This is a genomic window from Sinomonas terricola, assembly GCF_034931225.1.
GTDB lineage: Bacteria > Actinomycetota > Actinomycetes > Actinomycetales > Micrococcaceae > Sinomonas > Sinomonas terricola.
Window position 1 is genome coordinate 142,360 of record NZ_JAYGGQ010000012.1, and the last position, 20,877, is coordinate 163,236.

Genomic DNA, 20,877 nt, shown 5'->3' on the forward strand with positions numbered 1-20,877 from the left:
GCGCCGGGTCAGGCCCGCGCGCCCGCCGTCGCGAGGGAGAGCGCCTCATCGAGGATCGCGTCAAGTGCCTCCGGCCGGTGGGCGAAGCGGCCGAGAAAGAGCCCGTCGACGTCGCCGGCAACCTCTGCGAGGAGGCCGGGCCGCGCGCTCCCGCCGTAGATGACGGCGGAGCCGGGGAAATCCACGAGCCCGCGCACGTGCTTCCGTACCCGCGCGCACACGGCGCGGATGTAGGCGGGCTCGGCTGGCTCGGCCGCGCCGATGGCCCAGTGAGGCTCGTAGGCGACGACGACGCGTCCGCGACAGCCTGCCGCGCGCGCCGAGGCGAGCGCATCCTCGATCTGGCGGATGCACTCGCGCGCCGCGTCGGCCGGCGCGAGCCGCGCGGCCTCGCCGACGCAGAGCACGGGGACGAGGCCGTGGCGCAGCGCAGCGTGGGTCTTCGCCCGTACGATGTCGTCCGTCTCGCCGAAGAGCCCCCGCCGCTCGGCGTGGCCGACCTCGACGACGCCGCACCCCAGCTCTGCGATCTCCGCCCCGCTGACCTCGCCCGTGAAGGCACCCGAATCCGCCGTCGCAAGATCCTGCGCGCCGACTACCGCCACGCCGTCGAGAATCTCGAGCACTGCGGGCACCGAAAGGTACGTGGGGATCACGAAGAGCTCGGCGTGGCCCTCGCGCACGGCCGCGTGCGTGCGGGCGAGTTCCGCGACCGCACGGCACCATGCGACCGTCTGGGCGTGGCCGAAGTACATCTTGAGGCTCACGCCGAGGAGGAAGCGCGGCATCACACGCCCTCGTACGCGCAGATCTCCTGGACCTTCTCCTGCGAGCGGCTCGTCTCGTCGAACTCGTACGTGAGCCACTCGCGGACGTTGCGGAGCGCGAGTTCGAGCCCGATGACGCGTTGGCCCATGCAGAGCACCTGCGCGTTGTTGGAGAGCACGGACCGTTCGACGGAGAAGGCGTCGTGCGCTGTGACGGCGCGGATGCCCGGGACCTTGTTCGCCGCAATTGCGACGCCGAGGCCTGTCCCGCAGATGAGGATCGCGCGGTCCGCCTCGCCTCGTGCCACGAGCTCGGCCGCACCCGTCGCGATGGCCGGGTAGTTTGTGTGCGCGTCGGCGGCCACGCCGACGTCGGTCACGGACGCGACGAGGCCGTTCGCCTCGAGGTCCTTCTTGATGGCCTCCTTGTACTCGAAGCCCGCGTCGTCCGAGCCGACGACGATGCGCCACTGCTGTGCCATGGGTGTCTCCTGGGGTGGTGGGGTGTGTTCTCGTGGTGGGGGAGTGCGGACGGTTGCGCGGTCAGTCGCGTGCGAGCAGGCCGCCGACGGTGGTCGCGATGAGCGCGAGGGAGACCGCTCCGGGATCGGGCACCCCGAGCGACTTGTCCCCGTGCGAGCGCGCTCGGCCCATCCCGGGGAGGAGGTCCGCGGTGTCCTGCGCGGCCTTGGTCGCGGTCTTCGCGGCGGTTTCCCACGCGGTTGAGAGGCTCTGGCCGTCGGCGACGCCGGCCGCGAGGGATTCCGCGAACGGCACGAGCGCGTCGACGAGCGTCTTGTCGCCCACGCGGGCCTTCCCGTAGGCCATGACGGCCTCGGCGGCCTCCGTGAGCCCGGCCGCGACGCGCTCGCCGGTGAGCACGTCGTCGTCGCCCGCTGCCGAGCCGAGCGTGCGCAGGATGACGCCCCACAGGGCGCCGGACGTGCCGCCCGCGCGGTCCGCCCACGCGCCTCCGGCCCCCGCGAGCAGCGTCCCCGCGCCGGCCCCGCGGGCCGCGAGTCCCGCCGCCTCGGCCGCCGCTGCGCTGGCCCCGCGCTGCATGCCGATGCCGTGGTCGCCGTCGCCTGCAATGGCATCGAGGCGCCCAAGCTCGTCGGCGTGGGCGTCGATGGCCGCCCGGGTGGCGTCGAGGAGTCCCGCGATGCGGCGGGCGTCCTCTCGGGACTCCTCGCTCGCCGCGGGGATCGCGCGCTCGGCGGCCTCGGCACCGCCGTCCTCCGCCGCAAGGAGGCCGCCTCGGTCGAAGGACCCCGTGCGGAACGCCGGCGTATCCGCGGGCGCAGCCCACAGCTCTTCGAGCTCGTCGTCGAGCCAGAGGAACGTGAGCGAGGCTCCGGCCATGTCGAAGCTCGTGCAGAATTCGCCGACCTGCGGGTCGACGAGCGTGATGCCTCGCTCCTCGGCAAGCTCGGCGACGCGGCGGAACACGACGAACAGCTCCTCGGACTTGACCGAGCCGAGGCCGTTGAGGATGGGGACGACTCGCGCGCCGGCCGTCTCCGCGACGGGCACTTCCGCGTCGGCCAGGAGGTGTTCGGCGAAGAGCTCGGCGAGGCCATCCGCGGTGGGGATCTCGGTCTCCGCGAGACCCGGCTCGCCGTGGATGCCGAGCCCGATCGCCATGCGGCCCTCGGGGACCGAGAAGAGCGGCTCGGCCGCTCCGGGCATCGTGCAGCCGCTGAATGCGACGCCCATCGAGCGGGTCCGGTCGTTGGCGCGCCGTGCGACGCGCTCGACGCCGTCGAGGTCCCAGCCGAGCGACGCCGCGGCGCCCGCGATCTTGAAGACCGTGAGGTCGCCCGCGATGCCGCGGCGCCGCTCGGGCTCGTTTGGTCCGGCGGAGAAGATGTCGTCAGTCACGGCCACGGTGCGGCAGTCGATGCCGTCGGCGCGGAGGGCCTCCTGCGCCTCGGTGAAATGGAGGACGTCCCCCGCGTAGTTCCCGTAGCTGAGCAGCACGCCGCGGCCGCGGTGGCTCGCACGGGCCACCGACTCGACTTGGTGGGCCGAGGGGGACGCGAAGAGGTTGCCCATGGCCGCGCCGTGGGCGAGGCCGGGGCCGACAAGGCCTGCGAACGCCGGGTAATGGCCGCTTCCGCCGCCGATGACGACGGCGACCTCGGGCTCCTCCGCGACCGTCGAGCGGGAGACCCCGCCGTAGACCTTGCGGACCCACCGCCCGTTCGCGCGGGCGAAGCCCTCGACCATTTCGTCGGCGAAGTCGGCGGGTGCGTTCCAGAGTCGCGTCATGGGGGTCTCCTCATCGAGTGAACGAGCTACATCCTATAGGATATAGGTGGGGGCGGAGGATTGAGAAGTCCTCGCGCCCTGCCCCTCGTGGACCCTTCGCTCGACGACAAGCCCCGTGCGCTCGCATCGCGGCGCGTTCGGATGCCCGTGCGGGAGGGTGGAGCCATGACAGCTTCCGTCCTCGGGGCGCCGCAGACCCGCCCGGCCGGTGCCGACGCGCGGCGAGCGTCGCCCTCGTCCGCTCCGGGTCGGATCGCGGCGGACGACGGCGGGAGGCGGGCGCGCGCCGTCGTCCGCCACGCGCGGTGGGTCGCCGCGACGGCCGCGGCAGGGATCGCCGCCCACCTCGCGATGGCCCTCGACGGCGGTTGGATGGCGTTCCTTGCCCTGGCGATGGCCGCTGGGTGCGCGCCCTGCGCATGGACCATGTGGCGCCGTCCATCGGTGCACGCTGCGCGCGTGCTCGTCGGGATGTCCCTCGCGATGGCCCTCGCGCACGCGGCCCTCGTGCTCGGGCTTGCCGGCGTGACAGGCGGGCATGCGCACGGTGGGGGGTCGCACACTGCGCTGTCGTCGGAGCAGGCAGGCCACGACGGCCAGGCGCTCGCGATCGTCGCCGCGGACCTCGCCTCGGCGCTGCTCGCCGCGGGCTGGCTGAGAAGGGCTGGGGAGGGGGGAGCGGACGCTGAGCGGGCGTGACCCGGCGGGGCGCTAGGGTGTCCTCGTGGCTGAAGTGCTCAACCCGACCGACGGGACCCCGCTCGCCTTCGATGTCTCGGGCGAAGGGCCCGCCATCCTGCTTCTCCACGGGTCGGCGCTCTCTCGCGCGATCTGGCGGGGCCTCGGCTACGTGCGCGGGCTCGAAGGCTTCACCGTCATCCGCATGGACCTCCGCGGCCACGGCCGCAGCGGCAAGCCGCACGCGCCGGACGCCTACCGGATGCCGCTCGTCGTCGAGGACGTGATCGCCGTGCTCGATGCGGCGGCGGCGCCGCTCGCCCATGTCGTGGGGTATTCCTTCGGCTCGCGCGTGGCGTTCGCGCTCGCGGCCCACACCCCGGATCGCGTCGCGAGCCTCGTGACGCTCGGCGGCGCGTACGGTGCCCAAGGCGGCCAGGTCGAGAAGGTGTTCTTCCCCGGCTACCTCGAGGCGATGCGGGCCGGCGGCATGGCCGCCTTCGCGGACGGCTTCGAGGCGGCCGGCAATTCCCTCGACCCCGCGACGCGCGCGGCCTTCCTCGCGAACGACGCCGAGGCCCTCGCCGCGTATTTCGAGGCGACGGAGGCTGGCGAGGGGATTCCCGAGGAGGTTCTCTCGGGCCTCGGCGTGCCCGCCCTGCTCATGGTCGGAGCGCTCGACGCGCCGCGGCTTGCCGCGTCCCGGCGGGCCGCCGCCCTCATGCCGGATGCGCGCCTCGTCGAACTCCCGGGGCGGACGCACGCCTCGACGCTCTTCCCCGCGGGGCCGGTTCTCGACGAGCTCGTGCCGTTCCTCAAAGAGAACTCGTAGGGCTGGGAGGCGACGGCCCGACTTCTGGCCAGTCGTCGTTTCCCCCACATACTGTGGGGTCCTATGGAGATGCGCTTGGAAGTCGTACAGGTACCCGTGTCCGACGTCGACACTTCGAAGTCGTTCTACACAGAGAAGCTCGGCTTTGCCCTCGACCACGACGTAGAGCACATTCCGGGAATGCGGGTCGTGCAGCTGACACCGCCGGGCTCCGCCACCTCGATTGTCATCGGCACGGGCATGACCAGCATGCGGCCCGGCAGCCTCGAGGGCCTGCAGCTCGTCGTTCGTGATCTGGGCGCTGTCCGAACCGAGCTCCTGAGCCGTGGTGCCGACATCAGCGAGGTCCAGGATATGGGCGGCGTCCAATTCGCCCATTTCGCCGACCCCGATGGCAATCGTTGGGTCATCCAGGGCGCAACTCCGCCCGAGGTTCGGGCTGCTCACGTGGGATGACGGCTGCGAGGCCTGCCCGGCCGGCTCGAAAGCCGACCGGGCCGACCTGTCAGCCGACGAGCATCGCGCTGAATCGTGATTCGGCTGCGTCGAACTCGATGACGCGCACGCGCACGGTCGCGCCGACCAAGGCGCTGCCACCGCGGACGAGCCCTTGCACACCAGAATCAGACTCAACGAAGAGCCCGAACGGTTTGACGGACGTGACGACGACATCGATCTCATCGCCCGCATTCAGGAGGGTTCCGGCCATGTGGCTCACCCCCTCTCCATCCTCAGGGTGAGTCTGACGGCGGTGCGGACGCGACCCCTCGTTCCTTCCGCAGTGGGGCGGCGCCAGCTCCGGGGCTCCGCCCAGACCTCACGCAAGCCGATGGTACACAAGCTGAGGCAACCGTCGTATAGGTCTACATTGCTGAAGGTTGCGAGCGCGACGACGGGCAGCCGACCCGATTCGACGGGGATGTGGGGCATGCCCTCGCCGTTTCGGAAGCACACGCGCGAGTGATCACAGACGAAGCCTCGACGCTGCATCCCGACTGCGCGGAAGAGTTCGGGGTCAAGGCCCTCGGGCGGCTCGAAACGCGAAGTGGCCGGAAGCGGACGCCAGCAGAGTTGCGCCGGGTCATCCGGACGCTCCGGGAGAAGCTGCACCCCGAATCGATTCGGGCGCGCAAGTCGCGGGCCGAACAAGATCGCCGGGTGTACGTGCGGCCGGAGTCCGATGGCATGTGCTCGCTCACGGCAATTCTTCCGGCTGAGGTGGGCTTCGCGGCGTTTGCGCGGATCGATGCGCTCGCCCGGCGTCAACGCCAGAACGATCCCGAGGAGGGGCGAACGCTTCCGCAACTACGTGCCGACGCGTTCGCATGTTTCGTGTTTGAAGGCGGCGGCGCGGCTCTCGGCGGCTCGCCGTGGCGGCTCCGACATGGCAGCGCCTCTTTGTGGCCGACGAACGGGGTACCGCTGACACTCGGTCGCTCCGCTTACCGTCCCCCGAATGCCTTCGCCGCTTCATCGAGTACCGCGACGGAACCTGTCAGTTCCCCGGTTGTTCTCGGCCCGCGAGTTCTGGGGAAATCGACCACATCGTCGAGTGGCAGGACGGCGGCGCCACCGATGCGGAGAACCTCCAGGCTCTCTGCCGGAAGCACCATGCCCTCAAGAGCCTGCGGCTTTGGAGCTCTCGCCGGCTCGAGCCGAATAGTTCTGATGTTGTGGGCAAGGTCCTCTGGGTTTCGCCGCTCGGGGCGAGGGTCCTGGCGGGGCCGCTCGAAAGGCGCGATGATGATCCGCCGGATCCCGGCAAAGATCCGCACGACGGCCCGCCGCCCTTCTGAGGTTGCGCTGCTGTCTTGAGGCTGTCAGCCTGCGCGGTAGCCCGTCGGCGATTCGCCGAAGGCTGCCCGGAAGATCCGGCTGAAGTGGGCCGAATCGAGGAAGCCCCAGCGTGCGGCAATGGCCGTGACCGGACGGTCGGCGAGCACGGGGTCCCGCAGGTCGCGCCGGCAGCGCTCGAGTCGACGCTCGCGGACTGACGCGGCGACGGTGGTCCCGACCTCCTTGAACAGATCGTGGAGATGCCGTGTCGAAATATAGTGCGCCGAGGCAATGGAGCCGGGGGAGAGGTCCGGATCGGCGAGGTTCGCCTCGATGTAGTCGTGGATCCGTGCTAGGAGCACCTGATGGGGATCCCGGGTGTTCGCGATGTGATCGTCGAGTTCTCCGTTGAAGAGCGTCGTCACGAGATCCAGGGCGTTGTGGACGAGACGCGTCCCGTTCGGCCCGGCGATCGCGTCGAGGCTCTCGGCGAGCCGGATGAGGAAGGGGCTCACGAGCAGCCCGAGACCGCTCGTGCCGCTCATCGAGGTCGCCGTGATCTGGGCCATCGCCTCCGAGGGCAGGTCGAGCGCCGAATGGGGGAACATGAACACCAGGGTGCGGAAGTCGCCGTCGAACGCGATCGTGTAGGGGCGGTCCGTCGAATAGACGGCCAAGTCGCCCGGACGCATGACGGCCTCGCGGCCGTCCTGGAGCAGAAGGCCGGTGCCCTGGAGCTGGATGCCGAGCTTGAAGTACTTCCGCTCGGACGCCGCAATGAGATCGTCGGTGCGGTGCACGGCGTGGCTGCTCGCGGCGACCTCGATCATGCTCAGGTCCTCGCGCGCCAAGCGCTTGCCGCGCATCGTGCCCCTGAAGGCCGCGTGGCGGTCGGCCGTGACCTTGAGGGGGACGAAGGACTCGGACGCGGCGCGCCGCCACGTGTCGATGTCGCGGGCGACGGCGATGTCGAGGCCGGGGGCGGCCGCGACGGCCGGCTTCGTCGTCGGCCCGATGCCCGTGGTGAGTGCGGTGGTCATGCGTTGTCGCCTTTCACGAGGGCATTGAGGAGGCAGTCGAGCTGCGCCGCGAGCTGGGCGGGCGAGTGATGGGAGGGGGAGAGGGTCGCGGTGATCTGCGCCCCGAGCACGAGGTCCATGACGGCGCCGACGGCGGAGTCGAGACCGGCGCCCGATTCGAGGTCGGCGTCAGAGTCCCGGAAGCCGGCGCCCCGGATGAGCTTGGCGAGCATGGCGCGCCACTGTTCCATGGAGCGCTCGTGGACGGCCGCCTTGGCGGGGTCCCGGAGTGCCTTCTGCCAGAATGCGATCGCGACCCGCGCCTCGCTGAGCCGCTCGTCGTCGAGCGGGAGGATCTCGTGGCAGTACGCGCGCAGCGCCGCGAGCCCGCCGAGGCCCGACGTCGCGGCCGCCATGCGCCGATTCGTCTGCGTGAAAATGTGCTCGAACGCGAAGTCGAGCAGGCGGTCCTTCGTGGGGAAGTAGGGCTTGAGTGCGCCGTTGGCGAAGCCCGCCTCGGCCGCGATGTCCCGCATCGTGGCGCCGTCGAGACCTCGCTCGGCGATGATCCGCCACGTCGCGTCGACGAGCTCGATGCGGCGCTGGTCATGATCGACGATCTTCGGCACCGTCCTCCGCCTCCTGCCCAATCCGATTCTGTCCTGTCCGGCCGCAGTTCTTTTTTCTACAACCGTTGTGATTCAGCTTACAGGGGGTTATTCTCTACGTCTATAGAAAAAACCGTTCCGATCCACTTCCGGAGGGACCATGAGCACTGAGACCATGACGCACGGAGACGGCGGACAATGCGCGCACGAGGCGCACGGCCCGCAAGCAGTTCCCGCCCACGAAGGCGTCAGTGCCTTCGCCCTCCCGGGCGCCGACGAGATCACGTCGGTCCGCGAGATCCTGCACAGCGCGGGCCTCTGGCGGGAGACGAGCCGGATTGCGTACCTCGGCCTTGTCGAGCCGCCCCGCGGAGCGCAGGCGGAAGGCGGCGAGGCTGCCGGCGGCCTCGACCGCCGCTTCCGCGTCTTCCTGCACGACACGGCGGGTGCGAAGCCGCACGACGTCACAGTCTCGGTGACGCGCGGAGAGGTCGACTCGGATGTCGAGCTCGATACCGCCGTCACCGGCGAGCTGCCCGTCCTCGAAGAGGAGTTCGCCGCCGTCGAGGAGGTCCTCAACGCAGACGAGCGGTGGCTCAAGGCGCTCGCGGATCGCAACCTCGACGTCTCGACGGTGCGCGTCGCACCCCTCTCGGCTGGCGTGTTCGAGTATCCGGAGGAGAAGGGCCGCCGCATCCTGCGCGGCCTGGCCTTCGTCCAGGAGTTCCCCGAGGACCTCCCCTGGGCCCACCCGGTCGACGGGCTCGTGGGCTATGTCGACGTCGTGAGCCGCACCGTCGACCAGATTCTCGACTTCGGTCCGGTTCAGATCCCCGCGGAGCACGGCAACTACACCGACCCCGAGCTCACGGGGCCGCTGCGTACGAGCCAGAAGCCCATCGAGATCACCCAGCCCGAGGGGCCGAGCTTCACGGTCACAGGCGGCAACCACGTCGAGTGGGAGCGTTGGAGCCTCGACGTCGGCTTCGACGTGCGCGAGGGCATCGTGCTCCACAACATCGCGTTCGACGACGTCGACCCGGCCACGGCGGGTGACGGCGCCACCGAAGCCACGCGGCGGCGCCGAATCCTCGACCGCGCGTCGATCGCCGAGATGGTCGTCCCGTACGGCGACCCTTCCCCGGTGCGCTCGTGGCAGAACTACTTCGACACCGGCGAGTACCTCGTGGGCCAGTTCGCGAACGAGCTCGAGCTCGGCTGCGACTGCCTCGGCGAGATCACGTACCTGAGCCCCACGGTGAGCGACGCGTTCGGCAACCCGCGGACCATCCGCAACGCGGTCTGCATGCACGAGGAGGACTGGTCGATCCTCGCGAAGCATTCGGACCTGTGGAGCGGCGTCAACTATGTGCGCCGCAACCGCCGCCTCGTCATCAGCTTCTTCACGACTGTGGGCAACTACGACTACGGGTTCTACTGGTACCTCTACCTCGACGGCACGATCGAGTTCGAGGCGAAGGCGACGGGCGTGGTCTTCACGAGCGCGCTCCCCGACAAGGAATACCCGTACGCGTCCGAGCTTGCCCCCGGGCTTGGCGCGCCGTTCCACCAGCACCTCTTCAGCGCGCGCCTCGACTTCGCGCTCGACGGCGGCCCCAACCGGGTCGAGGAAGAGGACGTCGTGCGGGTCCCCATGGGTCCCGGGAATGAGCGCGGCAATGCTTTCACCCGCCGGCGCACCGTGATCGCACGCGAGTCCGAGGCGGCGCGCAGTGCGGACATGGCGGCGGGGCGCACGTGGATCGTCTCCAACCCGGAGTCGCGCAACCGCCTCGGCGATCCGGTCGGCTACAAGCTGCACCCGCACGGCCAGCCCATGCTCCTCGCGGACCCCGAATCGTCCGTCGCCCGCCGCGCGGCCTTCGCGACGAAGGACCTGTGGGTCACGGCGTACGACGAGGGGGAGCGGTACCCGACGGGCGATTTCGTCAACCAGCACGCGGGCGGCGCGGGCCTGCCCGCGTACCAGGCGCAGGATCGGGACCTCGACGGGACGAACCTCGTCGTGTGGCACACGTTCGGCCTCACGCATTTCCCGCGCCCCGAGGACTGGCCCATCATGCCAGTCGACCACGTGGGCTTCCGCCTCCGGCCCGAGGGCTTCTTCGATCGGAGCCCCGTGCTCGATGTCCCGGCGCCTGCGTCGAGCGAGGGCGGCCACTGCCATTCCTGACTGGCCGTTCGGTCGTCTCGTTGCGTGACAAGAAGCGTTCGCTGTGAGACAAGTCACGCGTCCGGCGGCCGCAGCACCATAGTGCTGTGGCCGCCGCGCCGTTTCCCCCAAGAAATCCCTGAACTATTCTTCCCGCTGCGCGGGAGACTGGAGGAGCCATGAGCATCGAGACGAGCTCACACAGCGCAGACACGTCGACCCATACGCCGCACCGCCGCCTCGGCGTCGCGTCCGTGACGATGATGATCATCGCCGCGTCCGCGCCGCTCACGGTCCTCGCGGGCGGCGTCACGACGACGTTTGCCGTCACAGGGCTCCTCGGAGTCCCCCTCTCCTTCCTCCTGCTCGGCGGCGTGCTTGCGGTCTTCGCCGTCGGCTACGCGGCAATGAGCCGGCACGTGACCAACGCTGGTGCGTTCTACGCGTACGTCGCGCAGGGCATCTCTCGGCCAGCCGGAGTCGGGGCGTCCCTCGTCGCCCTCATGTCCTACAACCTCATGCAGGTGGGCATCTACGGCCTCTTCGGCTTCACGGTGTCGTCGCTCGTGTCGGAGCGCTTCGGCATCGACGTGCCGTGGTGGATTCCGGTGCTCGCGTGCATCGCCGTCGTCGCCGTCCTGGGCGTCAACCGCGTCGACCTCTCCGCCAAGGTGCTCGGCGCCCTCGTCGCGCTCGAGTTCCTCGTCGTGATCGTCTACGACGTCGTCTCCTTCGCCGTCGCGCCGGAAGGCGTCTCCGCCGAGCCGCTCTCGCCCGCGAGCCTCTTCGTGCCCGGCGTCGGCGCCGTGCTCTCGTTCGGCATCGCGGCGTTCATGGGCTTCGAGTCGGCCGCGATCTACGGCGAGGAGGCGAAGGACCCGCACCGCACGATCCCACGCGCAACATACACGGCGGTGGGCATCATCGCGGTCTTCTACGGAGTCTCCTCGTGGGCCATGGCCGTCGGCACAGGCCCGTCGCAGCTCTTCGACATCGCGGGCAAGCAGGGCCCAGACCTCGTGTTCTCCTTCCTCGGCTCGCACCTCGGGACGATCGTCGCGGACATCGCCCAGCTCTTGTTCTGCACGAGCCTCTTCGCGGCCCTCGTGAGCTTCCACAACGCCGTCGCCCGCTACTTCTTCTCCCTTGGCCGCGAGCGGGTCCTCCCCGCCTGGCTCGAGGCGAGGAGCCGGCACGGCGCGCCCAAGGCGGGCTCGCTCGTCCAGACGGGCATCGCCGTCGTCGTCGTGGCCGCCTTCGCGCTCGCCGGCAGCGGCTCGGACCTCGGGCCGCTGTACCCGGTCCTGACCCTCTTCACGTGGCTCACGAACGCGGGCGCGATGGGCCTCGTGCTCCTCATGGCGATCGTCTCGGTCTCCGTGGTGGGCTTCTTCCGGCGTCGCCGTGTGCTCGCCGGCGGGGCGTGGTCCGCCGTCGTCGCGCCGTCCATCGGGGCGGTCGCGCTTGCGGTCGTCTTCGGGCTCATCGTCGCGAACTTCGACGTGCTGCTGGGCCAGACCGAGACGACTCCGGTGAGCTTCGTGCTCCCCGCGCTCATCATCGTGCCCGGTATTGCGGGGATCCTGTGGGCGCTCCGCCTTCGCCAGAGGGACCCGGAGCTCTACCGCCGGATCGGCCACGGCGAAGAGGGCGCGCTCGCGCACCACCTCGGCGAGGAATAGGCCGGCGGGAGCGGGGCGGAATCAGCCGCGGGCGGCGAGGAGGTCCATGACCTCCTCGTCGCTGCATTGGGGGAAGGATACGTAGGCGCCGCCCACAGAGCGGAACCCGTGCGGCTGGCGGGGGCAGACCACGCGGTCGACGAGGGCTGCGAGCTCGCGTACGACAACTGGGGGAGCGACCGGGAGAGCGAGGACGACGGCGGAGGCGCCCGCCGCGCGGACGGCGGCGATGGCGGCACGCGCGGTATCCCCGGTTGCCGCGCCGTCGTCGCACACGATGACGGCGCGGCCCGCGGCGCCCTGGCCTCGCCCGCCGAGGTAGAGGTTCTCCTGGCGCTCGAGTTCGGCGGCCTCGCGCTCGCGCACGCGGTCGAGGCTTGCCTCCGTGAATCCCGCGGCGAGGAGCCGTCGCATGAGCGGACGGTCGACGTCGGAGCGGCGCACGCCGTCGCACGCAGCGATGGCGCCGAACGCGACTTCCTCGTGGCCCGGGATCCCCAGCTTGCGGGCTGGTACGACGTCGAACGGCAGGCCCAAGGCGCGCGCCACTTCGGCCGCGACCGCGACGCCGCCGCGGCTCAGGCCGAGGACGAGGGGCGGCAGCGTGTCTTCGCTTGACGAGGAGGAGCCCAAGGACGGGGAGACAGCGTACTCGCCGAGTTCTGCGGCGAGCGCGCGGCCCGCGGCAGACCGGTCGGCGTACAGTCCGTGCTCTGCGTCTCCGTGCGGCCACGCCATGGCTCCCAGTATGCGGCAATACTGGAACGTGATGAACGCACGGGGAGCGGAGGATCGCGAGAGGCGCCTCGAACGGGCCGCGGAGCTGCGGGCCGCCGGATCGGCGCGAAACGACCCGCGGCAGGCCACCCCGGAGGAGGCCCGCGAGGAAGGGCTGCGCGCACGGCGCGAGAAGATCGACCCCGCCCGACGCGCCGAGTACCTCATCCGCGACGCCATGGCGCGCGGCGAGTTCGACCACCTCGAATACGCGGGCAAGCCGATCCCCGGTCTCGGCGGCACCTACGACCCGGACTGGTGGATCAAGGGCCTCATCCAGCGCGAGCATCTCACGGGGCTCGGGCCCAAGGCGCTCCTGCTTCGCGTCGAGGACGCCGAACTGGACGATCGGCTCGACGCGATGTTCACCGAGCGGGAGGTGCGGGCGGCCGTGGAGGACTTCAACGCGCGCATCATCGACGCGCGGCGTCAGCTCGAGGGCGGGCCGCCGGTCGTGACGAAGACTAGGGACGTCGACGGCGAGGCGCAGCGCTGGCGCGAACGTCGCGCCGCACGCGAGGCGGAGCGGCGAGCGCACGAGCCCATCGAGGAGAAGCCTCACACGTGGCGGCGACGGCTCTGGCGCGGGCAGAGCTGAGCCCTACGCCAGCATTGCCCGCGCCCGACAGCCACTTCAGTAGCTCGCTGGCCGGTCGCCGTCGGCCGTATCTCCTGCGGCCTCCGTCGCCCGTGTGAAGCGTGCGGCGAGCTCCTCGCTCGAGCGCGCGAGGATCGCGACGTCGGCGCCCACGAGCACGAAGCGGGCCCCTGCGTCGATGTAGCGGCGGGCGGTCGACTCGACGAAGGCGTTGACGCCGGCTGGCTTCCCTGCCGCCTGGGCGGCCGCGAGGCAGCGTTCGACGGCGGTGATCACCTCGGGGTGCTCCTGCTGACCCAAGTAGCCCATCGAGGCCGCGAGGTCGGAGGGGCCGATGAAGATCGCGTCGATGCCGTCAACGGCGAGGATGTCCTCGACGTTCGCGACAGCTTCCGCCGTCTCAATCTGGACGGCGAGCGAGATCGTCTCGTCGGCGCGCGCGAGGTAATCCGGAATCCGATTCCACCGTGCGGCGCGGGCAAGCGCGGAGCCGACGCCGCGCACGCCGTGCGGCGGGTACCGCACGGCGGCGACGGCGGCCCGCGCCTGCTCGGCGTCGTTGACCATGGGGATCAGGAGGTTCTGTGCACCGAGGTCGAGGTACTGCTTGATGAGCACCGCGTCGTTCCACGGCAGGCGCACCATGGGCAGCACGGGGTAGCCGTGCACGGCCTGCAGCTGGGCGAGCACGGACTCGAGCGAGTTCGGGCTGTGTTCGGCGTCGATGAGCAGCCAGTCGGCGCCTGAGCCGGCCATGATCTCGGCGACGAGCGGGCTTCCCGAGCAGACCCACAGGCCGATCTTCGCGCTCGCGCTGCCTTCGGCGCGCGCTTGCTCGAGGGCGTGCCGGAACGTCCGCTCGGGTTCTAGACGAAACGGCATGTCACTGTTCCGAGAGGTCCGTAGTCTGCGTACACCGTGTCTCCTTCGTAGACCCACATGGGGCGCGTAAACGAGCCCGCGAGCACGAGGTCGCCCGCGCGCAGAGACTGCCCGTGCTGCGCGAGCTTGTCCGCGAGCCACGCGACGCCCGACGCCGGGTGGTTGAGCACGCCTGCCGCCACGCCCGTCTCGATGATCTCCTGATTCTGGTAGAGGAGTGCGGAGACCCACCGCAGGTCGATGTCGTGCGGCCGCACCGGGGTGCCGCCCACGACCATCGCGCCCATCGCGGCGTTGTCCGAGATCGTGTCTACGATCGTGCGGCCCTGCATTTCGATCCGCGAGTCGAGGATCTCAAGGGCGGGCACCACATAGTCCGTCGCGTCGAGCACGTCGAACAGGGTGATGCCCGGTCCCTTGAGGTCCTGGTTGAGCTTGAACGCGAGTTCGACCTCGATGCGCGGGTGCGTGTAGCGCTTCCACTCCACGACGGAGCCGTTCTCGAGCACCATGTCGTCGAAGATCACGCCGTAGTCCGGCTCGGTGATGCCAGTCGCGGCCTGCATGGCCTTCGAGGTCAGTCCGATCTTGCGGCCCACGACGCGCTTGCCTTGAGCCTCGAGCCGCGAGGCCCAGAGCTTCTGCACGGCATACGAGTCCTCGATATCCATGCCCTCGTAGCGGGTGTGGAGGAGCGGGACGGGCGTGCGCGTCCGCCCCGCCTCCACGAGCTCGTCTGCGATGGCCTCGATGGTCTGGGGATCCAGCACCGTCAGACCTGGCTTCCGAGCTTGAAGCCCTTCGATGCCTCGCCGTGGTACGAGCCGGTCTCGTCCCCAGCCCGGGTGTAGGAGAAGCCGTCCGCGCCGATGGTCACGGCCAGCTCGGACTTGTCCTCGCGCTTGATGACTTCCTGCGGGTTGCCGTCGAGGTCGAGGACGAGGGAGGCCTCGGTGTACCAGGACGGGACCACGGGGTTGCCCCACCAGTCGCGGCGCTGGTTGTCGTGGACGTCCCACGTGATGGTGGGGTTGTCCGGATCGCCCGTGTAATAGTCCTGCGTGTAGATCTCCACGCGGTGGCCATCGGGGTCGAGGATGTAGAGGTAGAACGCGTTCGATACGCCGTGGCGCCCGGGGCCGCGCTCGATCCGGTCCGACATGCGCAGCGCACCCATCTTGTCGCAGATCTGGATGATGTTGTGCTTCTCGTGCGTCGAGAACGCGATGTGGTGCAGGCGCGGGCCGTCGCCGCCCGTGAGGGCGGTGTCGTGGACGGTCTGCTTGCGGTGCAGCCAGGCCGCGTACGTGACGCCGTCGGAGTCCTTGATGTCCTCCGAGACCCGGAAGCCGAGGCCCTCAAGGTAGGCACGGCCGCGCGGCACGTCGGGGGTGACCTGGTTGAAGTGGTCGAGGCGCACGAGCTCGCCGGCCGAGTACAGGTCGTAGCGCATGTGCAGGCGCTCGACGTGCTCGACGTCGTAGAAGAACTCGTACGGGAAGCCCAGCGGGTCTTCGACGCGGACGGCGTCGCCGATGCCGCGCACGAAGCCCTCCTTGCGGCGCTCGGTCCGGCAGCCGAGCTCCTTGAAGTACGCCTCGGCTTTGTCGACGTCCTCGGGGGTGCGCACCCGGAACGCGAAGGCGGCCGCGGCGGCGATCGGGCCCTTGCGCAGCACGAGGTTGTGGTGGATGAACTCCTCGAACGAGCGCAGGTAGATGGCATCGTCGTCCTCGTACGTCACGTGGAGGCCGAGGAGGTCGACGTAGAAGTCGCGGGACTTCTTCAGGTCGGTGACCACGAGGTCGAGGTACGCGCAGCGGACGATGTCCGGGGCCGGAACGGAAGGGGCAAGGGTGGCTGGGTGGGTGTTGTCGCGGGCAGTCATCGTGTTTCTCCTCGTTGAGCAGTTCAGGGTGGCGTCTCAGGCGCCGAACTTGGGCGTGTGGACGTCGCCGAGAGTGATGTGCACGGCCTGCTGGTCCGTGTAGAAGTCGATCGAGCGGTAGCCGCCCTCGTGGCCGAGGCCCGAGGCCTTGACGCCGCCGAACGGCGTGCGCAGATCGCGGACGTTGTGGGAGTTGAGCCAGACCATGCCGGCCTGGACGGACTGGGCGAAGGTATGGGCGCGCTTGAGGTCGTTCGTCCACACGTACGCGGCGAGCCCGTACTTGGTGTTGTTGGCGAGCGAGAGCGCCTCGGCGTCGTCGTCGAACGGGGTGATCGCAACGACCGGGCCGAAGATCTCCTCCTGGAAGATCCGCGCGTCCGGCTTGACGTCCGCGAACACGGTCGGCGCGACGTAGGAGCCGTTCTCCTGGCCCTCGGGCAGGTTGGCCGGGCGGCCGCCGCCCGCGAGGAGCCGGCCCTCGGTCTTGCCGATCTCGACGTAGCTCATGACCTTCTCGTAGTGCTCGGGGTGCACGAGCGCGCCGACCTGCGTCTTGGGGTCGTGCGGGTCGCCGACCACGATGTTCTTCGCGCGCTCTGCGTAGCGCTCAGTGAACTCGTCGTAGATGCTCCGCTCGACGAGGATGCGCGAACCTGCCGTGCAGCGCTCGCCGTTGAGCGAGAAGACGCCGAAGAGCGTCGAATCAATCGCGGCGTCGAGGTCGGCGTCCGCGAAGACGACGGCGGGGGACTTGCCGCCGAGCTCCATCGACATGCCTTTGAGGTTCTCCGCGCAGTTGCGGAAGATGAGCTGGCCCGTCGAGGACTCGCCCGTGAACGAGATGAGCGGCACGCCGGGGTGCTTGACGAGGGAATCGCCGGCGGTCTCGCCGAAGCCGTTGACGAGGTTGAAGACGCCCGCAGGCAAGCCGGCTTCCTCGAAGATGTCTGCCCACAGCGACGCCGAGAGCGGCGTGAACTCGGCCGGCTTGAGCACTACGGTGCAGCCGGACGCGAGCGCGGGGGCGAGCTTCCACGACTCGAGCATGAAAGGCGTGTTCCAGGGCGTGATGAGGCCCGCGACGCCGATCGGCTTGCGGTTGACGTAGTTGAGCTGGCTGCCGGGAACCTTGAGGGCGTTGTCCTGCTGCGCCACGATGAGGTCCGCGAAGAAGCGGAAGTTCTCGGCCGCGCGCTGCGCCTGGCCGCGGGCCTGCGTGATCGGGAGGCCCGTGTCGAACGTCTCCATCTCGGCGAGCCGGTCTTCCTGGCGCTCGACGGCATCGGCGATCGCGAAGAGGACCTTGGCCCGCGCGCGGGCCTTCATACGCGGCCACGGGCCATTCTCGAACGCGTCGGTCGCCGCGGCGACGGCGGCGTCGATGTCCGCCTTCTGGCCGGACGCCGCGGTCGCGTACGTCGTGTTCGTGACCGGGTCGAGGACCTCGAAGGTCTCGCCGCCGATCGAGTCGACGCGCTGGCCGCCGATGTAGTGCTGGAGATGAGTGGGGAGGTTGTCGGGCACGAAGTGCTTGCTCATGAGCGATGCTCCTATGGGTTGTTTTCCTGATCGGGGTGTCTTCCTGATCGGGATGTCTCAGAGGACAGGGAAGTTGGGGTGGGCTCCGGTGCTGGCCAAGTACGCGTCGAGCGTTGCGGAGCGGTGCCGGCGCGCTGCGAGCTCGATCTCCTCGCTCGAGGCCCCGCGCTCGATGAGAGCCAGGAGCCCCTCATGCTCGGCGACGGACTCGCCAGCGCGCTCGGGCACGAAGCTGAACGTCGAGCCGCGCAGCGCGGTGAGGCGGTTCCAGCCGCGGTGGACGAGATCGAGGATGTGCGGGTTCGGGCAGTGCTCGAACAGCACGCTGTGGAACTCGTGGTTGAGCCGCGTGAACTGGACCGGGTCGAAGTGCTGCGGATCTTCGGCCATGGCCCGCATGCGCGCGTTGACCGCCCGCGCTGTCGCGATGTCCGAGGGCCCGACGGCGTGGGCGGACAGAGCGGTCGCGGCGCCTTCCACGATGCTCAGCGTCTGCATCGTGTAGAGGTACTCGACCGGATCGATTCCCGCGACGGTCGCGCCGATGTTCTTCTCGAACGTCACGAGGCCTTCCGCCTCGAGCCGCCGCACGGCTTCGCGGACCGGCACCACGGAGACGTCGAGCTCCGCGGCGACCTGGGCCAGCACGAGGCGCGCGCCCGGCGCGAGCGATCCAGAGACGATGCGGTCGTGCAGCCACTCGTATGCGAGCTGGGACTTGCTCGCGGTGGCGGCCACGCGTGCAGGGGCGCTCATGACAGCCGGCTCGCTTTGCTCGTCGACGTCTCGGCCTCGTAGCGCGCTCTCCACTCGGCGTTCATGGGGAACAGGCCATGGACCGGGTTGCCCTCGGCGACCCGCTCCGCGACCCACGCCTCCTCGCGCTCTTGGGCAACGGCGTCGTCCGCGACCTCCTCGGCGAGCTGCGGCGGGATGACGACGATCCCGTCCTCGTCGCCCACGATCACGTCGCCGGGCTGTACCGCCGCGCCGCCGCACGCGATCGTCTCGTCGACGGCCCACGGCACGTGCTTCCGGCCGAGGACGGCAGGGTGGGCGTTCGCGCCCCACGCCGGGATGTCCATGCCCGAGACCGGGCCGAAGTCGCGAATGCCGCCGTCCGTGATGATCGCGGCCGCGCCGAGGACCTGGGCGCGGAGCGCGAGGACGTCGCCGAGCGTGCCGGAGCCTTTCTCGCCGCGCGCGTCCATGACGAGGATGTCCCCCTCGCGCAGTGAGTCGACCGCGCGCTTCTGCGCGTTGTACCCGCCGCCGTGGGTTGTGAAGAGGTCCTCGCGGGCCGGGACGTAGCGGAGCGTCCGCGCCGTGCCTACGACCTTCGCGCCGGGCTTCGTCGGGGTGAGGCCCTCGATGTGGCAGTTCTGCATCCCGCGCTTGCGCAGCTGGACGCTCAGCGTCGCGGTGCCGACCGAGCGGAGCTTCTCCGCGAGCTCGGGGGTCAGGACGCTCGCCGCCCGGGTGTCCGGCGCCGGCGCGGGGGCGATCCCGGCGGCCTCCGCCGAGCCCCACGCGTCGATACGGTCCGCGTCCGTGAGCCTCGGCATCGCGCCGAACGGCTCGAGGCCGTGCGTCGACTCGACGACGCGGTTGGCGAGGCGCCCGGTGGTGAGCGTTGCGCCGTCGGACGTTGTGCCGTCGACCTCGATCTCGACGAGGTCGCCCGGCTGCGCGACCGTCGCGCCGGCCGGCGTGCCCGTGAGGATGATGTCGCCGGGCTCGAGCGTCATGAGGCGGGAGAGGTCAGCGACGAGCTGCGCGAACGGGAAGAGGAGCGTCGCGGTCGAATCCTCTTGCGCGAGCTCGCCGTTGATCCACATGCGGACGCGCAGGGCGCCCGGGTCGAGCTCCTGAGCCGGGAGCAGGGCCGGGCCGATGGGCGCGATGCCGTCGACGCCCTTCGAGCGGAGGTTCGAGCCCTTGTCCGGCCAGCGCAGGTCCGCGAGACCGGCGTCGTTGGCTGCGGTCACGGCGCCGACGTGCTGCCACGCATCCTCGGGGGAGATGCGGTGGGCGCGGCTCCCGATCACGAGCGCGACTTCGCCTTCGACCGTGAGGAGCTCGACGCCGCGAGGCCGGTGGAGCTCAGCGCGGTGGAGCGCGAGCGACGTCGCGGGCTTGAGGAAGTAGGACGGGACGGCGGGGGTGCGGCCGCGCTGTGCCGCGCGGCTGGGGTAGTTGAGGTGGACGGCGACGACCTTGCCGGCGGCGTCGATCGTCTCTTGGCCAAGCTGCTCGGGTCGCTCCACGGATGCCTCTCCCTCGAGTCGTCGTGATCCCGGCCTGTCGGCCTGATCGGGATCGTATACGAAAATCGTATACGAAGTGCCTGCCCGACTCAAGAGGCATTTTTCGGCGCACGATGGAGTCGGAGGGAAGCTCATGAAGATCTGCCTCGTCGGCGATGTCATGCTGGGGAGGCTCCTGAACGAGCGGCTGCGCCACTCGCCCCCGGAGCGTGTGTGGGGCGACCTCCTGCCGCTCTTCGAGGAGGCCGACCTGCGCTTCGCCAACCTCGAGTGCGTCCTGGCCGACGGCGGGACGCCGTGGCCGGACAAGGCCTTCCACTTTCGTTCGGACACGAAGAACGTCGCATGCCTCGAGAAGGCGCGGATCGACGTCGTCTCGCTCGCGAACAATCACACCCTCGACTACGGCGTCGGTGCACTGCGCGAGATGCTGCCCGTTCTCGACGCGCGCGGGGTGCTGCACGCAGGCGCGGGCCTCGATGCGGAGGGAGCACGGCGGCCCGCCGTCGTGACGGCGGGAGCGGTCGACGTCGGCGTCATCGCGTTCACCGACAACGAGCCGGGCTGGGCCGCCACGGAAGCCACGGCCGGCGTCTTCCATGTGCCGACGTCGCCCGGCGATCCCCGCCTGCGGGACCTCGTCGACCTCGTGCGCCGCACGCGGAGCGAGGTCGGCTTTCTCGTCGTCTCGGCGCACTGGGGCGCCAACTGGGGCACGTCGGTGCCGGCAGACCATCGGGCCGTGGCCCACGCGCTCGTCGACGCCGGCGCCGATGTGGTCTTCGGCCACTCGGCCCATATCTTCCGCGGCGTCGAGGTGTACCACGGCCGCCCCGTGGTATACAGCGCGGGCGATTTCGTGGACGACTACGCGGTCGATCCGCTGCAGAGGAACGACGAGTCGTTCGCCTTCGTGCTCGAGGCGCACGACGGCGTCCCCGTCGCCCTGCGCTTGGTGCCCACGCTCATCGAGGATCTCCAGGTGCGGCTCGCCGGACGCGAGGCCCGCGCGATCGGAGCGCGGATGCAGCGGCTCAGCGCCGCACTCGGCACGGAGGCGCGATGGCTCGACGCCGAGCGCCGTCTCGACATCCGCTGCGGAAGCGGGTCCTGACCC

At 70.2% G+C, this 20,877-nt stretch carries 21 protein-coding genes and 1 pseudogene; 9 read left to right on the forward strand and 13 right to left on the reverse strand.

Annotated elements, in window-relative coordinates:
• Positions 1-8: 8 nt before the first annotated feature.
• The 3 genes from SPF06_RS15580 to SPF06_RS15590 all read right to left on the reverse strand — a co-directional run bounded on the left by SPF06_RS15580 (position 9) and on the right by SPF06_RS15590 (position 3,038).
• Entirely contained in the window at positions 9-788 is a 780-nt protein-coding gene (locus tag SPF06_RS15580) for a triose-phosphate isomerase family protein (RefSeq protein ID WP_323280042.1), read from the reverse strand.
• A complete protein-coding gene (locus SPF06_RS15585; RefSeq protein WP_323280043.1) occupies positions 788-1,249 on the reverse strand; it encodes a ribose-5-phosphate isomerase in 462 nt (153 codons plus the stop codon). The genes SPF06_RS15580 and SPF06_RS15585 overlap by 1 nt, the downstream gene beginning before the upstream one ends.
• A 61-nt stretch (positions 1,250-1,310) precedes the next feature.
• A complete protein-coding gene (locus tag SPF06_RS15590; protein WP_323280044.1) occupies positions 1,311-3,038 on the reverse strand; it encodes a dihydroxyacetone kinase family protein in 1,728 nt (575 codons plus the stop codon).
• 165 nt (positions 3,039-3,203) lie between these two features.
• On the opposite strand from SPF06_RS15590, the gene SPF06_RS15595 reads away from it, so the two are divergent.
• From SPF06_RS15595 to SPF06_RS15605, 3 genes are all read left to right on the forward strand, one after another.
• Complete coding sequence (locus SPF06_RS15595; protein ID WP_323280045.1) at positions 3,204-3,737, forward strand: hypothetical protein; 534 nt, start codon at positions 3,204-3,206, stop codon at positions 3,735-3,737.
• A 25-nt stretch (positions 3,738-3,762) separates the two neighbouring features.
• Complete coding sequence (locus SPF06_RS15600) at positions 3,763-4,548, forward strand: alpha/beta fold hydrolase (protein ID WP_323280046.1); 786 nt, start codon at positions 3,763-3,765, stop codon at positions 4,546-4,548.
• A 63-nt stretch (positions 4,549-4,611) separates the two neighbouring features.
• Entirely contained in the window at positions 4,612-5,004 is a 393-nt protein-coding gene (locus SPF06_RS15605; RefSeq protein WP_323280047.1) for a VOC family protein, read from the forward strand.
• Between the two features lie 49 nt (positions 5,005-5,053).
• Here SPF06_RS15605 and SPF06_RS15610 read toward each other — a convergent pair whose 3' ends face one another.
• Positions 5,054-5,257, reverse strand: coding sequence for a S1 RNA-binding domain-containing protein (locus tag SPF06_RS15610; RefSeq protein ID WP_323280048.1), 204 nt, complete (start codon positions 5,255-5,257; stop codon positions 5,054-5,056).
• 212 nt (positions 5,258-5,469) lie between these two features.
• On the opposite strand from SPF06_RS15610, the pseudogene SPF06_RS22150 reads away from it, so the two are divergent.
• Positions 5,470-5,898: pseudogene (locus SPF06_RS22150) on the forward strand (DUF222 domain-containing protein); the annotation flags it as partial.
• A 50-nt stretch (positions 5,899-5,948) separates the two neighbouring features.
• A complete protein-coding gene (locus SPF06_RS22155; RefSeq protein ID WP_428985778.1) occupies positions 5,949-6,344 on the forward strand; it encodes an HNH endonuclease signature motif containing protein in 396 nt (131 codons plus the stop codon).
• 24 nt (positions 6,345-6,368) lie between these two features.
• On the opposite strand, the gene SPF06_RS15615 is transcribed toward SPF06_RS22155, so the two are convergent.
• Both SPF06_RS15615 and SPF06_RS15620 read right to left on the reverse strand, forming a co-directional pair.
• Complete coding sequence (locus tag SPF06_RS15615; protein ID WP_323280049.1) at positions 6,369-7,364, reverse strand: AraC-like ligand-binding domain-containing protein; 996 nt, start codon at positions 7,362-7,364, stop codon at positions 6,369-6,371.
• A complete protein-coding gene (locus tag SPF06_RS15620) occupies positions 7,361-7,972 on the reverse strand; it encodes a TetR/AcrR family transcriptional regulator (protein WP_323280050.1) in 612 nt (203 codons plus the stop codon). The genes SPF06_RS15615 and SPF06_RS15620 overlap by 4 nt, the downstream gene beginning before the upstream one ends.
• Positions 7,973-8,126: 154 nt before the next feature.
• Between SPF06_RS15620 and SPF06_RS15625 the strand changes: the two genes are divergently transcribed.
• Both SPF06_RS15625 and SPF06_RS15630 read left to right on the forward strand, forming a co-directional pair.
• Positions 8,127-10,145 (forward strand): primary-amine oxidase, encoded by a 2,019-nt coding sequence (locus SPF06_RS15625; protein WP_428985779.1) that lies wholly within the window; start codon positions 8,127-8,129, stop codon positions 10,143-10,145.
• 158 nt (positions 10,146-10,303) lie between these two features.
• The gene (locus SPF06_RS15630) at positions 10,304-11,806 is read left to right on the forward strand and encodes an APC family permease (protein ID WP_323280052.1); all 1,503 of its coding nucleotides are present in this window, start codon (positions 10,304-10,306) and stop codon (positions 11,804-11,806) included.
• Positions 11,807-11,827: 21 nt separating this feature from the next.
• On the opposite strand, the gene SPF06_RS15635 is transcribed toward SPF06_RS15630, so the two are convergent.
• Positions 11,828-12,544 (reverse strand): phosphoribosyltransferase, encoded by a 717-nt coding sequence (locus tag SPF06_RS15635; RefSeq protein ID WP_323280053.1) that lies wholly within the window; start codon positions 12,542-12,544, stop codon positions 11,828-11,830.
• A 31-nt stretch (positions 12,545-12,575) separates the two neighbouring features.
• Here SPF06_RS15635 and SPF06_RS15640 point away from each other — a divergent pair, with 31 nt between their 5' ends.
• A complete protein-coding gene (locus SPF06_RS15640) occupies positions 12,576-13,181 on the forward strand; it encodes a DnaJ family domain-containing protein (RefSeq protein ID WP_323280054.1) in 606 nt (201 codons plus the stop codon).
• A gap of 36 nt (positions 13,182-13,217) precedes the next feature.
• Here SPF06_RS15640 and SPF06_RS15645 read toward each other — a convergent pair whose 3' ends face one another.
• Genes SPF06_RS15645 through SPF06_RS15670 form a run of 6 tightly spaced genes read right to left on the reverse strand, consistent with a single transcriptional unit; the run spans position 13,218 to position 19,760 of the window.
• Complete coding sequence (locus tag SPF06_RS15645) at positions 13,218-14,063, reverse strand: HpcH/HpaI aldolase family protein (protein WP_323280055.1); 846 nt, start codon at positions 14,061-14,063, stop codon at positions 13,218-13,220.
• The gene (gene hpaH / locus SPF06_RS15650) at positions 14,048-14,833 is read right to left on the reverse strand and encodes a 2-oxo-hept-4-ene-1,7-dioate hydratase (protein WP_323280056.1); all 786 of its coding nucleotides are present in this window, start codon (positions 14,831-14,833) and stop codon (positions 14,048-14,050) included. The genes SPF06_RS15645 and hpaH overlap by 16 nt, the downstream gene beginning before the upstream one ends.
• A 2-nt stretch (positions 14,834-14,835) precedes the next feature.
• Complete coding sequence (gene hpaD / locus SPF06_RS15655; RefSeq protein WP_323280057.1) at positions 14,836-15,951, reverse strand: 3,4-dihydroxyphenylacetate 2,3-dioxygenase; 1,116 nt, start codon at positions 15,949-15,951, stop codon at positions 14,836-14,838.
• 36 nt (positions 15,952-15,987) lie between these two features.
• Positions 15,988-17,493, reverse strand: coding sequence for a 5-carboxymethyl-2-hydroxymuconate semialdehyde dehydrogenase (gene hpaE, locus SPF06_RS15660; protein WP_323280058.1), 1,506 nt, complete (start codon positions 17,491-17,493; stop codon positions 15,988-15,990).
• Between the two features lie 57 nt (positions 17,494-17,550).
• Positions 17,551-18,249, reverse strand: coding sequence for a GntR family transcriptional regulator (locus SPF06_RS15665; protein WP_323280059.1), 699 nt, complete (start codon positions 18,247-18,249; stop codon positions 17,551-17,553).
• The gene (locus SPF06_RS15670) at positions 18,246-19,760 is read right to left on the reverse strand and encodes a fumarylacetoacetate hydrolase family protein (RefSeq protein WP_323280060.1); all 1,515 of its coding nucleotides are present in this window, start codon (positions 19,758-19,760) and stop codon (positions 18,246-18,248) included. The genes SPF06_RS15665 and SPF06_RS15670 overlap by 4 nt, the downstream gene beginning before the upstream one ends.
• Before the next feature lie 133 nt (positions 19,761-19,893).
• Between SPF06_RS15670 and SPF06_RS15675 the strand changes: the two genes are divergently transcribed.
• A complete protein-coding gene (locus tag SPF06_RS15675; RefSeq protein WP_323280061.1) occupies positions 19,894-20,874 on the forward strand; it encodes a CapA family protein in 981 nt (326 codons plus the stop codon).
• Positions 20,875-20,877: the final 3 nt, after the last annotated feature.

Bases quoted from the DNA above. Each gene is read 5' to 3' on its own strand.
- SPF06_RS15605 (WP_323280047.1), top strand. From the start codon at position 4,612: ATGGAGATGCGCTTGGAAGTCGTACAGGTACCCGTGTCCGACGTCGAC.
- SPF06_RS15645 (WP_323280055.1), bottom strand. From the start codon at position 14,063: ATGCCGTTTCGTCTAGAACCCGAGCGGACGTTCCGGCACGCCCTCGAG.
- hpaE (WP_323280058.1), bottom strand. From the start codon at position 17,493: ATGAGCAAGCACTTCGTGCCCGACAACCTCCCCACTCATCTCCAGCAC.
- SPF06_RS15625 (WP_428985779.1), top strand. From the start codon at position 8,127: ATGACGCACGGAGACGGCGGACAATGCGCGCACGAGGCGCACGGCCCG.
- SPF06_RS15615 (WP_323280049.1), bottom strand. From the start codon at position 7,364: ATGACCACCGCACTCACCACGGGCATCGGGCCGACGACGAAGCCGGCC.
- SPF06_RS15640 (WP_323280054.1), top strand. From the start codon at position 12,576: ATGAACGCACGGGGAGCGGAGGATCGCGAGAGGCGCCTCGAACGGGCC.
- SPF06_RS15635 (WP_323280053.1), bottom strand. From the start codon at position 12,544: ATGGCGTGGCCGCACGGAGACGCAGAGCACGGACTGTACGCCGACCGG.
- SPF06_RS15610 (WP_323280048.1), bottom strand. From the start codon at position 5,257: ATGGCCGGAACCCTCCTGAATGCGGGCGATGAGATCGATGTCGTCGTC.
- SPF06_RS15590 (WP_323280044.1), bottom strand. From the start codon at position 3,038: ATGACGCGACTCTGGAACGCACCCGCCGACTTCGCCGACGAAATGGTC.
- SPF06_RS15675 (WP_323280061.1), top strand. From the start codon at position 19,894: ATGAAGATCTGCCTCGTCGGCGATGTCATGCTGGGGAGGCTCCTGAAC.
- SPF06_RS15665 (WP_323280059.1), bottom strand. From the start codon at position 18,249: ATGAGCGCCCCTGCACGCGTGGCCGCCACCGCGAGCAAGTCCCAGCTC.
- SPF06_RS15585 (WP_323280043.1), bottom strand. From the start codon at position 1,249: ATGGCACAGCAGTGGCGCATCGTCGTCGGCTCGGACGACGCGGGCTTC.
- hpaD (WP_323280057.1), bottom strand. From the start codon at position 15,951: ATGACTGCCCGCGACAACACCCACCCAGCCACCCTTGCCCCTTCCGTT.
- SPF06_RS15630 (WP_323280052.1), top strand. From the start codon at position 10,304: ATGAGCATCGAGACGAGCTCACACAGCGCAGACACGTCGACCCATACG.
- SPF06_RS15580 (WP_323280042.1), bottom strand. From the start codon at position 788: ATGCCGCGCTTCCTCCTCGGCGTGAGCCTCAAGATGTACTTCGGCCAC.
- SPF06_RS15595 (WP_323280045.1), top strand. From the start codon at position 3,204: ATGACAGCTTCCGTCCTCGGGGCGCCGCAGACCCGCCCGGCCGGTGCC.